The sequence below is a fragment of the Bacteroidales bacterium genome (genome assembly GCA_031275285.1).
Lineage (GTDB): Bacteria > Bacteroidota > Bacteroidia > Bacteroidales > UBA4181 > JAIRLS01.
The window spans coordinates 1-12,776 of the sequence record JAISOY010000221.1 but is presented as its reverse complement, the minus strand read 5'-3'; the positions used below and the strand labels follow the sequence as shown (position 1 = coordinate 12,776).

13 protein-coding genes are annotated in these 12,776 nt (G+C 37.5%); 6 read left to right on the top strand and 7 right to left on the bottom strand.

Annotation, left to right across the window (positions count from 1 at the left end; translation table 11 throughout):
• Positions 1-334 precede the first annotated feature (334 nt).
• Positions 335-2,956 (top strand): TonB-dependent receptor plug domain-containing protein, encoded by a 2,622-nt coding sequence (locus tag LBQ60_21715; GenBank protein MDR2040543.1) that lies wholly within the window; start codon positions 335-337, stop codon positions 2,954-2,956.
• Between the two features lie 106 nt (positions 2,957-3,062).
• On the opposite strand, the gene LBQ60_21710 is transcribed toward LBQ60_21715, so the two are convergent.
• Positions 3,063-3,503: a cold shock domain-containing protein gene (locus LBQ60_21710; GenBank protein ID MDR2040542.1), complete on the bottom strand. Its 441-nt coding sequence runs from the start codon at positions 3,501-3,503 to the stop codon at positions 3,063-3,065.
• A 103-nt stretch (positions 3,504-3,606) separates the two neighbouring features.
• Positions 3,607-3,927, bottom strand: coding sequence for an RNA-binding protein (locus LBQ60_21705; GenBank protein ID MDR2040541.1), 321 nt, complete (start codon positions 3,925-3,927; stop codon positions 3,607-3,609).
• 405 nt (positions 3,928-4,332) lie between these two features.
• Here LBQ60_21705 and LBQ60_21700 point away from each other — a divergent pair, with 405 nt between their 5' ends.
• From LBQ60_21700 to LBQ60_21690, 3 genes are all read left to right on the top strand, one after another.
• Positions 4,333-4,629, top strand: a complete 297-nt coding sequence (locus tag LBQ60_21700; protein ID MDR2040540.1) for a hypothetical protein — start codon at positions 4,333-4,335, stop codon at positions 4,627-4,629.
• Positions 4,630-4,645: 16 nt separating this feature from the next.
• Positions 4,646-4,846 (top strand): hypothetical protein, encoded by a 201-nt coding sequence (locus LBQ60_21695; protein MDR2040539.1) that lies wholly within the window; start codon positions 4,646-4,648, stop codon positions 4,844-4,846.
• 215 nt (positions 4,847-5,061) lie between these two features.
• The gene (locus tag LBQ60_21690; GenBank protein MDR2040538.1) at positions 5,062-5,268 is read left to right on the top strand and encodes a hypothetical protein; all 207 of its coding nucleotides are present in this window, start codon (positions 5,062-5,064) and stop codon (positions 5,266-5,268) included.
• Between the two features lie 3 nt (positions 5,269-5,271).
• On the opposite strand, the gene LBQ60_21685 is transcribed toward LBQ60_21690, so the two are convergent.
• From LBQ60_21685 to feoB, 5 genes are all read right to left on the bottom strand, one after another.
• Entirely contained in the window at positions 5,272-6,054 is a 783-nt protein-coding gene (locus tag LBQ60_21685; protein MDR2040537.1) for an ATP-binding cassette domain-containing protein, read from the bottom strand.
• Positions 6,051-6,791 carry an ABC transporter permease gene (locus tag LBQ60_21680; GenBank protein MDR2040536.1) on the bottom strand — a complete coding sequence of 247 codons (741 nt, stop codon included), beginning with the start codon at positions 6,789-6,791 and terminating at the stop codon, positions 6,051-6,053. Before LBQ60_21680 ends, LBQ60_21685 begins: the two co-directional genes overlap by 4 nt.
• A 467-nt stretch (positions 6,792-7,258) precedes the next feature.
• Entirely contained in the window at positions 7,259-8,371 is a 1,113-nt protein-coding gene (locus LBQ60_21675; GenBank protein MDR2040535.1) for a glutaminyl-peptide cyclotransferase, read from the bottom strand.
• Between the two features lies 1 nt (position 8,372).
• Positions 8,373-8,768: a hypothetical protein gene (locus tag LBQ60_21670; protein MDR2040534.1), complete on the bottom strand. Its 396-nt coding sequence runs from the start codon at positions 8,766-8,768 to the stop codon at positions 8,373-8,375.
• A gap of 63 nt (positions 8,769-8,831) precedes the next feature.
• Positions 8,832-11,264 carry a ferrous iron transport protein B gene (gene feoB, locus LBQ60_21665; GenBank protein MDR2040533.1) on the bottom strand — a complete coding sequence of 811 codons (2,433 nt, stop codon included), beginning with the start codon at positions 11,262-11,264 and terminating at the stop codon, positions 8,832-8,834.
• A 277-nt stretch (positions 11,265-11,541) separates the two neighbouring features.
• Between feoB and LBQ60_21660 the strand changes: the two genes are divergently transcribed.
• The gene (locus LBQ60_21660; protein ID MDR2040532.1) at positions 11,542-12,291 is read left to right on the top strand and encodes a hypothetical protein; all 750 of its coding nucleotides are present in this window, start codon (positions 11,542-11,544) and stop codon (positions 12,289-12,291) included.
• Between the two features lie 87 nt (positions 12,292-12,378).
• On the top strand, positions 12,379-12,776 hold a 398-nt coding region (locus LBQ60_21655; GenBank protein ID MDR2040531.1), incomplete at its 3' end, for a hypothetical protein.

The following is a 12,776-nucleotide window of genomic DNA, read 5'->3' as shown; positions in this document are numbered from 1 at the left end:
TCCTATTGCTGGAACAACCCGCTGATATACACGGACCCCAGCGGGGAACTGATCGGAGAGATCCTTTTCATCACAGCAATGACATACTTTGCAGGGCTCCAGACCAATTTTATGTATGCTGCACAGAATGGGGGCAACCCGTTCAATCCCGGCAACTGGAAACTGTGATTATGGAAGGAATCACCGATAACGGGAAAATCATCCGTCAGGAAAACAAAATAACACGATATAGTAAATGATTTTGATTTATTACATGAAAAATATACATTTGGAGATTAAACGTAACCAACAATTAAAAGTCCAATTAATCACAATCTCAAATTAATTTAAACGAATGAAAAAACTGAGTTTGCTTTTGTTCCTAACCGGATTTTCTTTGACTTTATCCTGTCAGGAATTAATTACAGATACCTTGACCCTTCTGTTTAACAATCAATTACAAGCATTTCCCCAGGAAAAAATCCATATCCATACAGATAAACCATATTATATTTCCGGAGAACGTATCTGGTTTCGGGCCCATCTGGCACACTCGGCTCTGCATACTCCTGCCGTTGCCAGCAGGTATGTGTATGTGGAACTGATCAACCCGCTGGATTCGTTGGTGCTCAGGACAAAAATACGCCAGGATGAGGGTATATATGCCGGTAACATACCTATTCCTGATGATATTCCTGAAGGTAATTATAGTTTAAGGGCCTATACCAGTTTTATGCGCAGCCTGGATGAAGATTATTTCTTCCTTAAAAATATTTACATAGGTGATCCGCAATCACGTTTGATAAAGATTGATACACAGTTTACTTTTGATTCGGATAAAAAAATAACAGCTAATATCAGCTTTTCAAGTGTCGAAACCTCCTCCCCTGTCGTTCCTGAGATTGTAAAAGCAAAAGTCAATACCGGAAAAGAAATGGAGATCAAGACAGGAAGCGATGGAAGATCAAGCATCACTTTTAACCTGCCTGCTACATCCAAACAAAGGGTAATGTCATTGGAAGTAGTTAAAGACAAAGCCATTTACAGGAAATATTTTTCTATACCTCTACCGGATAATGATTTTGATGTTACCTTTTTCCCGGAAGGAGGCAATTTGATATCTTCTGTATCCAACCGTGTAGCCTTTAAATCATTAAAATCGAACGGTGCTCCGGAAGATGTTACAGGAACCGTGATGGATGAACAAGGCAATAATATAGGCGAATTTTCCAGTGATTTCCGGGGAACAGGTTCGTTTACACTGATCCCTGAAAAGGGAAAAGCCTACCGTGTTGTATGCAAAAACGAAAAAGGTATATCTAAAGAATTCAAACTTCCCGAAGTACATGAGTTTGGATATTCACTGGCATGCAGTTGGGTAAGGAACAGATTATATGTATCTGTCCTTAAACCGAAAGGAATATCCCATGATCCGGTTTATATTCTGGCCCATACAAGAGGTATTGTCCATTATGCCGCTCAATGGGATTTGGCAAAAGAATTTGTTTTGTTTCCCAAAGAATCCTTTCCTTCAGGTGTTCTTCATGTTTTATTGTTGGACAGGCAATTACAGCCTATCAGTGAGCGGCTGGTGTTTGTCGATAATGATGACCAGGCTATCACTCATTATCAAACAGATAAAGCGAATTATGCAGATCGTTCACTGGTACAGAATACCATTACATTCACTGATCATGATGAAAATCCTATGATGGGGACTTTTTCCGTATCAGTGACTGATGACAGGGAAGTTGTCCCTGATTCCTCCTTCAATATATTGACCACCCTGTTATTGACATCAGACCTCAGGGGAAATATAGAAAATCCCGGATTTTATTTCAGGAAAAACAATACTTCGGCCCGTGCACTGGACTTATTGATGCTTACCCAGGGATGGAGGCGCTATGATATCAGCAGGATGATAAAAGGTGATCTTGTACGGCCAACCTCTTTTCTGGAAAAAGGTCCGGAAATATCAGGTACGGTAAAAAGTGTATTAGGTGGAAAACCTGCTGAAAATATCAAACTCACCATGATGACTATATCTGAGAAACACAATTGTTTTGACAATGCGGTATCAGACAAGGATGGTCGGTTTTATTTCCATAACTGCGAATTGCCCGATAGTGTGACATACATGGTACAAGCGCACTCAGAATCAAAATTAAAACGTTATGAAGTATTGATTGACAAGGAGACATTTCCAAAAAGGGAAATCCCCTTAGCTCCTCCAACCGAGAGTATAAAAAATGAGGTGTTTTTGAAATACGCAGATAAAGCCGAAGAAAAATATATTTCTGAAAACGGCATGAGGATCATCCATCTGGAAGAAGTGGAAATTGTCGCTCAAAAAAAACCTCCGCGTAAGTCGACATATTATTCACAGGCTGATAATACATTAACTGAAGAAGATTTGGGGAAATTTCCTGCCACGAATATATATTCCATACTGATGCGGTTAGGAGTATATGGTAGCAATAGTACTAATATAAGTATCCGTAACCAGGGAACACCTTTATTGATAATTGATGATGTTATTACAGATATAGAAATGCTGGATTATATCGTTGTTGATGATGTTGCCCAGGTGGACATCTTAAAGAACGCTGGTACTACGGCTATGTTCGGTTCGCAAGGAGCAAACGGGGCAATTGCGATCCACACCAAGGATGGTAATATTACGAAGGCTCCTAAGAAGTCCTTTCATATAAACAGTATCAGGCCTCTCGGATACCAGTCTCCCGTGGAATTTTATGCACCCAAATATGATACTCCGAAGGAAAAAAACAATCCGAAGCCCGACCTGAGGACCACCATTCACTGGCAGCCAGATGTACATACAGACAGCACCGGAATAGCATCGTTCAGTTTTTATACTGCCGATGCCCAGACTACTTATACGGTAATTATGGAAGGGCTCACTGCTGAAGGAAAAATCATCCGTCAGGAAAGCAAAATATCAAGAGGCGCGAAATAGTATATTATTGAGTACTTATCAGTGTCATTTTTAACAAAATAGCCACCCGAATAGGTGGCTATTTTGTTAAGCTTAATAACAGATAAAACTTCGGATAATTTGATTGTTATCTATTATTTATATGAATATTTGTAATGTCTTTTTTTCCGGAACCTTTCTGGAACTCAAAAGATACCGTATCGCCTTCCTGTATCCCGGCAGGGCTGTTCTTGATGTGAAAAAAAAATTTTTCAGCACTTTCTGAATCTTTTATAAACCCGTAACCCCTGGCATAATTAAAGTACTCCACTTTTCCGTTACGAATGGTTTCTTCATCAACTTTTTTAGGAACAGAGATGGCAATATCTTCAACATTGATTTCTTCTTTTTCTGTAGTCTCCGGAGGTGCATCGGAAATCATCCCGTTCTCATCAACATAAGCAATCATATCGTCGAATGATTTGGTTGGAGCTGCTTTTCGTTCCTCCTTTCTTTTCTGTTTTTCAATTCGTTTAGATAATTTCTTTTTTTCGTTTTCCCTTTTATTGAATGAAGTGGGTCTTGCCATTTATTAAGATTTTGTGGTTATTTTAATGTCTTACCGTTAATATTATTAGGTTTATGAAAAAAAGAAGGAAACCAATTAGGTTTCCTTTTTCACCTTCAAATTTTTAGTATCTATCCCAGGAATTATCACGTCTGTTTTGTCCGGACTCTCTCCTGTTATTCCTGTCGTTGCTTCTGTTCTCTGTCCTTGGCTTTGCCACAGATACATTGATGGTTTTACCGACATATTCGGCTCCGTCTAACTCTGCAATAGCTTTCTTGGCTGCTTCCTCGTCGTCCATTTCAACGAAACCAAACCCCCTGGAACGTCCGGAGAATTTATCGGTAATGACTTTGGCTGATGTAACATTGCCATATTCCGCAAAAATTTCATTTAAATCTTCGCTCTGAACCTTAAAATTAAGATTCGAAATAAAAATATTCATAAAAAATGATTTGTGTTGAGCGTTTATAAAAAGAAGTGTGGGAAAATATAACTTAAAAACAGCAGTAAGGTATAAAAACTCAAAAACTTTCAATAAAAACTTAACTGATAAATAATATAGGTCAAAGATAATTTATTTTTATTATTAATATAATATTCTTGCTTATTTTCAGATTTCCTAATTATCAATATAGGCTTAGAAAGCCGGAAATATGAATTGATATTGTTGGGATGCATAATATTTGTAATAATAGCTGATAACGCCCAAAAAAGCTATATGATTTGGCTGAAATAACATTGAACAGGCCTGACAAATCCGGATTTCAGGTTTGAGTCGACATTAAATGTGAAAATTATCCGTTTTTATCTTAATTTTGCATCATTAACACAATCTTTTTAATGTACCATGGAAAATAACGAAATAAAGATCACCAGCAATGTTTTAAATGACATCAAAAAACGTTTTCGAGAAAAGGTTCATATCCCTGATAAAATGCCGGAAAAGGGATCAGAAGCAATTGTAAAGATCAGTGAGAACTTAAAAGATTTTGATGAAGATACATTTGATATTCACATGATTCATACCATAGATCAAATATTAGTGGAAATGAACCTGAATCCGGGACAAGAAGAAAGAACAGGTATTTGGGAATACCTGAAAAAGGATATTAAGAGGGCGGAAAACCGGGAAATTATTAAATAACATTAAATATTTAACCATGAAGAACGAAGAAAACAAAGACAATGGGAAAGTACATCAAAATATTGATTGTATTGTAGAAGAAACAAAAAAAATGATCATGGATGAAGAACCTGAGGAAAACAGGGGATCGAAAGATAGCGGAGTAAGTGACCAGGAGGTTAAGAAAGCCATTGAATTTCTTAATCCTGATGCCAGCAGTATGGAAAGCAGGGGATGATATCATCCCTGAAAAAATGCTAAGGTTTTTGCAGCATATTCTTTCCTGCATTAAATCAAAACCAAAAACACTTACATTTGTTTCTTTAAATAATTGAACAGCCTGGAATGAGTATTCCAGGCTGTTCAATTATTTAAAGATTAGATAATATATACTTAACCTTATCGTTACACTGCATGTTTATTTTTGTATGGTAAATAAATACCAAAATAAACATGAGTAATTTTGAAAATCAGGAAAAATCAATCATTGAATGCCCCGAATGCGGGTGTAAGGAAATACATTTTGAATACAATAATTATGCCCAGGAATTACTGGCAAAAATACTTTCTCCGAAAGAAAGAAAAGAAAAACCATCATTATGTTACTGCCTTTGCTGCGGTGTCATGTTCGCACCCATCACAGACGCTTTCGCAGTATAATTTTTATTTATTTCCTTCTGGTGGTTGCGGAGCTTCTGCAGCCTTTTTTATTTTTTTACCTAATTCGGAAGCGAATACAAAATCATCCAGATGTTTATTCCGGGAACTTAATATATCATCTTTACTACCCTCCCACTCTATGTGCCCTTCATAAATAAAAGTCACCTTATCTCCGATTTCCAGCACTGAATTCATGTCATGGGTATTAATGATGGTGGTCATGTTAAACTCCTCTGTAATCTCCTTAATCAGGTTATCAATGACAATTGCTGTTTGCGGATCAAGTCCGGAATTAGGCTCATCACATAAAAGATATTTTGGGTTAAGGGCAATCGCACGGGCAATGGCTACACGCTTTTTCATTCCACCACTCAATTCCGATGGGGATAATTTATTTACTTTTTCAAGATTTACCCTGTTTAGACAGAAATTTACACGATTACGTTTTTCACGGATACTCATATTGGTAAACATATCCAATGGAAACATGACATTTTTCTCAACATTCAGAAAATCGAACAATGCACTTCCCTGGAAAATCATACCGATCTGTTTCCGTATCTCTTTCTGCCCCGTAAAATCCAGTTGGTTAAAAACCACCTGATCATATAAGATCTCTCCTTCAGTAATATCCACAAGCCCGACAATGGACTTTAACAATACGGTTTTACCTGATCCGCTCCGCCCAATGACCAGATTGGTCTTACCCCTATCAAAATAAGTAGATACATGATCCAGGACTGTCTTTTCTCCGAATCGTACCACAACATCTTTTACTTCTATCATGATAGTAACATTTGGGTAATGATTAAATCAACCGAAAGTATCAATACGCTGCAATAAACAACAGATCGGGTACTGGCTTTCCCGACTTCAAGTGATCCACCTTCAACATAATAACCATGATAGGCAGGCACAGTAGAAATGATGAACGCATATAATACCATCTTGACACATGAATAGAAAATATAATAAGGGATAAAGGCATACCTTATCCCCAGGATATAATTCTCAGGGGTAATAATATTCAGCAGGACACATATCAGCCAACCTCCCCATATGCCAATGACCATACTTAAAATTGTCAGTATTGGAAAAAAGAAAACATTGGCAATAATTTTAGGAAGTATCAGGTAACAAGCCGAATTAACCCCCATAATTTCAAGGGCATCGATTTGTTCTGTCACACGCATGGTGCCAATTTCCGAAGAAATACTTGAACCGACTTTTCCGGCAAGAATCAGTGCGATCATGGTAGAAGCAAACTCCAGCATCATGGTGTCACGGGCCATTAATCCGATCAGGTATTTCGGAATAAACGGGTTTTCTATATTATAGGCGGTTTGCATGGTAATTACCGCTCCAATGAATACGGATACCAGGGCAACGATGCCTAAAGAATTTACCCCTAATAATTCTATTTCCTTAAGTACCCTACGGTAATAAATAGAAACTTTTTCAGGCTTTGAGAAAACTTTCCCAACCAATATATAATATTTTCCGAGATGATAGAGTAATTTCATGTTTCATGAATACATTTGGTTGTTGAAAACGAATGGCAAACGTTACGAACAACATCTGCAAAGATAAATAAATTGTTTGTTTACCATCAGACAATTTTGATAGATACGCTTCCAAAGAGTATAAAACTTTGAAATAATTCACATTAATTTATGTAACATTTTCTATTCAGATCCGTATATAAACCTATACATAAGCAATTAAAATTACATTTTTTCTAACAAAGAGATAAGTTAAACGCAGAATTCCATGTTACAGGATATTATCACATACATTATCGGATCATTAACCGCTATATGGTTGTGTTACAAATTGTATCGATTTTTTCTAAGGAAACAGCCATTGAACAAATGTGAAGGATGTGCCGGCTGTGAATTTAAAAACCTGTTGGAGCAACTACCAAGAGAACAATGAAGTCCATAAAAATAAATAAACCACGTGTCCGGTCACGGGTTTAAAAATTAATAATCTACTTTTCGATCACTTGTATCTCAAATAATTTCGGCCAGTTTTTCCCGGTAACATAAATTTTCCCGCTATCCCGATCATAAGCTATTCCATTCAGAACATCAATAGCCGCATGCTGGTCACTTGCCTTTAATAGTCCTCTCATATCAATTCGTCCTGTAACTTCACCTGTAGTTGGATTTATACGCAAAATTTCATCTTTCAGATACACATTGGCCCATAACTCACCATTTATGTATTCCAGTTCGTTTAAATGCACAACAGGCCCGTTGTGATCGCATATTTCTATACGCCGGATTTCTGTCAAATAATTCTTATCCAGGAAATATAAATTAGCAGAACCATCCGTCATGAGAAGATTCACCCCATCATAGACTATCCCCCACCCTTCGCGCATCGGGTATGTGATTTTATTCAACAATTTAAAGTCACTCTTATTATATACAAATGCAACCTGATCCTTATAAGTGATTTGTACCAGGCGATCATCCACCAGGGCCAGACCTTCGCCAAACATATCAGGAGGAATGTTCATTACCTGCAAAACCTCACCGGTAGTGAGATCAACCTTTCTCAGTGAAGATAAACCTTTCAATCCTGTACTTTCATAAAGAAAACCATCATCAAAAAGCAATCCCTGCGTATAAGCCTTTATGTCATGTGGATAAGTTTTGATGATTTTATAAGTGTATGGTTTGGGAGCCTTGCTTGCCAGCAATAATATACTGGTTGGAATTATTTCACGTTGCCCGCCGGGATAATATGCTACGGCTTCTATACGGTGTGTCCCGGTGGTTTGCCCTGAGGTATTCCATGTATGATCTTTAAATGTCGGAATTGTCACTATCCATTTACCATCAATGAACCATCGTATGGAATCCACAGTGGTATTTTCATTTTTAGGCTTCAAAGAAAGTATTATATCCGAAGTTAAAGGAAATCGTTCATTGTTTTTAGGCGAAACAATTTCAGCTTGACGTGAACGGGAAGATTTACTTTGAACAGTCGGAGAAGTCTTTTTATCCGAAGTATTCTTGGAATTTCCCCCGCCGTTACACGACCAGGATGAAAAAGCAAAACAACAAAGGAAAAAAGCCAATTTAACTTTTAACATATCATGATTTTTTTCTGAAATTCAACCATTTCTTACCGGAAGTATTTTCCCTGGAAGTTTCTTGATTCAGCATCTGCCATACTTCTCCCCATCCGATAAAGCCACCTATATTGCGGTCATCAATGAAAACATCCGCATGTATTTTACGACTGACCTGAGATTCATCCATTTTTTCTTCCGGATAACTGCGGTTTACCGCATAAAATTCTATTCCATTCTTACGGCAGAATTCTACAGCGTCTTCTAAAGACCTTCCTGATCGATAAGTCCATAAAATTAACCGATGTCCCTGTTTTTGTAAATCTTTTAGGGTCATAAAAGCAAATCGTTTTTCTTTACCGATTCCGGGATATTTATCTTCGACTATGGTCCCGTCAAAATCTACTGCAATGATCACTGTAATGGCATTTTATCCTCACAAAGGTAAGGATAATCGTTAAGTATACAATGATATTTTCAACTAAAAACCGAGCAAAGTTCCGATTTTGAATACCATAAATGAAACCATCCATGCCAGCACTGTGGTATAAAAAATGGCAAAAAGTCCCCATTTCCACGATCCGGATTCATTTTTTATAGCTATAATCGTAGCAATACATGGAAAATAAATCAAGACAAAGAGCATCAGGCATAGTGCTATTAAAGGGGTAAATGCCGGAGTTCCGTCCGAACGTTGGGCAGACTTCAGTTTTTCCGGTAATTCATGCGCCTCCTCATCTCCTGAGTAAAGAACTCCCATTGTGCTGACAACTACTTCTTTGGCGGCCATTCCACTTAATAGCGCTACACTGGTCTTCCAGTCAAAACCGATCGGACGGAGCACCGGTTCAATAAATTTCCCGATCCGGCCAATATATGATTCTTCCTGATGAAGCATTTTTTGTTTCTGTTCCAATTGGGCAACTTCTTCTTCATTACCTGAAGCTTGTTCTATAAGCTGGTCATAATGTACCATCGACTCCGTATTCCGTGGAAAATAACCTAAAAACCAAATAACAATAGAAGCAATTAAAATAATCCCTCCCATTTTCCGCAGATATTGCCATGCCTTTTGCCACATGTGGCGAAAAACAGAAATAAAGGTAGGTTGCCGATATGGCGGCAGTTCCATAACAAAAGGAACATCTTCCTTACGGAAAAGGAATCGTTTGAATAACTTGGACATGATCACTGCCAAAATTATTCCGGATGTATAAAGGATCAGCATCATCAGTCCCGGATGATCCGGGAAAAAAGCACCTACCAATAAAATATATACCGGTAAACGGGCGCTACAGGACATCAGTGGATTGATCAGCATCGTGATCATCCTGCTGTTCCGACTCTCAATAGTACGTGTGGACATAATTGCAGGAACGTTACAGCCAAAGCCCATGATCAACGGGATAAACGACTTTCCATGTAATCCCATCTTGTGCATTACCTTATCCATGATAAAAGCTGCACGAGCCATATAACCGGAATCTTCCAGTACGGAAATAAATAAATACAAGATCATGATGTTGGGTAAGAAAACGATCACCCCTCCTACTCCTCCTATAATTCCGTCAATAATCAGGTCTTTCAGGGAACCTTCAGCCATATAACTACCGATAAAATCTCCCAGCCAACCGACACCCATTTCTATCCATTCCTGTGGATATGCTCCCAACCAGAATGTCCCGGCAAACATGATCCACATAAAAATCAAAAAGATCGGATAACCAAAATACTTATTCGTAACAATGGGATCGATCAATTCAGTGATATTTTTTTGTTTTTCAGGATTTTCAACATAAGTTTCTTTTAGTGCTCCTGCAATAAAACCATAACGGGCGTTGGTAAAAGCGGATTCACTATCTTCCTTCAACATGCTCTCAATCTGTTGTACTTCCGCATCACGTACCTCAAAAACCTCCTTACATGATGGTTCCGATTCGGACCGGATAATCCGTTCAGTTTCCTTGTCTTTTTCCAGAAGGGTTACAGATAGATATCGTTTGGAATAATTTTTTCCGATATCCGTTTTCATTTTCAGCTCCTTACGGACTTTAGAAATACTATCTTCCAATATCTCCCCATAATTGATATGGATATGCCTCATATAAGGCTCCCTGCGTTCATAAGCTTCTATGATACAATCAAACAACTCTACAATTCCTTTACCACGGGTAGATACAGTAGGTATAATGGGAGCCCCTATCATCTTACCCAGCATTTGATAATCCAGTTTATTCCCGCTTGCTTCTAATTCGTCATACATGTTAAGCGCCACGACCATATATGTATCCATATCTATAAGCTGGGTGGTGAGATACAGGTTACGTTCCAGGTTCGATGCCGCTACCACGTTCACCACAATATCAGGCGATTGTTCAGTCAAATAACGACGAACATAAATTTCTTCAGGAGAATAAGATGAAAGAGAATAAGTACCGGGAAGATCAACAATTTTGAAAGTATATCCTTTATGCTTAAAATGACCTTCTTTTACTCCTACGGTTACACCGCTATAATTACCCACATGCTCATGTGCACCCGATGCTACATTGAATAGTGATGTTTTTCCTGCATTCGGATTACCCACCAAGGCCACATGAATAGTTTTGGTATTGGCCTGGAATTCACGATGCACCTGCTCTGTAATGGTTCCACATCCTTTTCCGATACAGGGCTTTCCATCAGAAGCAGCTTCAACTACAATATCTACAAGTTTGGCTTCGCTCCTACGGAGTGATACTTCATAATCCATCACTTTATATTTAATAGGATCTTCCAATGGAGCATTAAGGATCACTTCTACCTCCTGCCCTTTAATGAATCCCATATCCATGATGCGTTTACGAAACGACCCCCTTCCTCTTACCTTGACTATAATGGCTTTTTCGCCTGTGTGTAAATCAGATAAATGCATAAATAAAAGTTTTGTTAGCATTATCGGATACTCTCCATCCTGATAATGTACTGCAAAGGTAGAGAAAAAGAAGATAATTCTTATTAAGAATAAATAAAAATAAGAAGATGAGCAAAGATATCCTGAAAATAAAAAAAATACAGAATATGAAAAAATACCATTATCTTTGTAATGTTTTTCAAATCAAGTTTTTTGATAGAAAAACACACATCAGAAACATAACAGACACGAACGCTTGAAGAATTATCTTTTTTTGACTGCCTGTATTATATGGTGCATGTCTGGGTTATATGCACAGGATAGTATTATGTCCTCAAAAAACGAATCCTTTACTGACGACAAGATCTATCAGATAAAACAAAAAAAATGGAGATTAGGTATCCAGAATTCCATTAGTTTCATGTTTGCTAAATCCGGGTATTATGAAATAGAACTTATTCCTGAAGAACTGGAAAATAACGCTTTAACCGATTTTTTCAAACAAAGCAGAAAATGTTTCACTTTTTCAACAGATGCACACAGGATGTTCTCCAATAAATGGGGAATTGGTATAAAATATTCCTTTTTATCAAATTGCGATGAAGATTTCATCTCCTTTAATTCCACAGACGGTATCGGTATTGTCAGTACCGATGTCATCAATAGGTTATATATTAATTATATCGGTGCATCAGCATTTTTAAAATTTCCTTTAGTACATACCAAGGCATTATTCCTTCATACTGCCATATCCATTGGGTATACTCATTACCGCAATGAATTTGAAACAGATTTAAGTAGCCAGTATTTTACTGAAAATACTTTATCTACAGGAAGTTCCGTTGGTGGAAATATTGAACTGGGAATTGAATATTTCCTAACATCATGGTTATCTGTTTCTTTTGGAACGGATTGTTTTATTTCCAAATTTAATAAGTTATCCGTTAAAAGAGGAAGAGAGCCAAAACAAAGTATCACATTTAAAGGTGATGATAAAAGAAATGTCTCACACATTGATATTTATGTCGGTTTAAGGTTGCATCTTTAAAATATAACGAAAGCCGAGAGGCATTACAAGCTTGCTTGCAAATGTCCGAGGCGCATCTCAATATTCTTCAAATAAATAACAAGTGTTATGAAAAATATTATCTTCCTATGTTTTGTTTTCCTGATCACAGGATGTAGTGATGAATTCCTGGATAATGTAAAAAACAGGGAACCGAGAATAACCAAGGATCCTAACGAAATACATTTAGAAATTTCAACGGATTATTATGAATATTCGGTTACAGTCGCCCATGCAGGTAATGCAGAATATTCCATAGGACATCTCCCGAAATGGGTCAAGATGAGATATATGAAAGGCACATTTAAAGAAGGAAAAGCATCCCTGAAATTCACCATCAATAAATCATGCCTACCTCTTGAAACAGGCAATTACAAAAGCTATATTTTGTTATTAATCAACGACGTAGGCATACACGAGATCCCGGTGCATTACCAATGCCTTGCAGAGAATAATATTGCTCAGTA

Coding starts and splice junctions, on each gene's coding strand:
- LBQ60_21660 (MDR2040532.1), top strand. CDS start 11,542: ATGTCTGGGTTATATGCACAGGATAGTATTATGTCCTCAAAAAACGAA.
- feoB (MDR2040533.1), bottom strand. CDS start 11,264: ATGCATTTATCTGATTTACACACAGGCGAAAAAGCCATTATAGTCAAG.
- LBQ60_21675 (MDR2040535.1), bottom strand. CDS start 8,371: ATGTTAAAAGTTAAATTGGCTTTTTTCCTTTGTTGTTTTGCTTTTTCA.
- LBQ60_21685 (MDR2040537.1), bottom strand. CDS start 6,054: ATGATAGAAGTAAAAGATGTTGTGGTACGATTCGGAGAAAAGACAGTC.
- LBQ60_21690 (MDR2040538.1), top strand. CDS start 5,062: ATGAGTAATTTTGAAAATCAGGAAAAATCAATCATTGAATGCCCCGAA.
- LBQ60_21680 (MDR2040536.1), bottom strand. CDS start 6,791: ATGAAATTACTCTATCATCTCGGAAAATATTATATATTGGTTGGGAAA.
- LBQ60_21715 (MDR2040543.1), top strand. CDS start 335: ATGAAAAAACTGAGTTTGCTTTTGTTCCTAACCGGATTTTCTTTGACT.
- LBQ60_21710 (MDR2040542.1), bottom strand. CDS start 3,503: ATGGCAAGACCCACTTCATTCAATAAAAGGGAAAACGAAAAAAAGAAA.
- LBQ60_21705 (MDR2040541.1), bottom strand. CDS start 3,927: ATGAATATTTTTATTTCGAATCTTAATTTTAAGGTTCAGAGCGAAGAT.
- LBQ60_21700 (MDR2040540.1), top strand. CDS start 4,333: ATGGAAAATAACGAAATAAAGATCACCAGCAATGTTTTAAATGACATC.
- LBQ60_21695 (MDR2040539.1), top strand. CDS start 4,646: ATGAAGAACGAAGAAAACAAAGACAATGGGAAAGTACATCAAAATATT.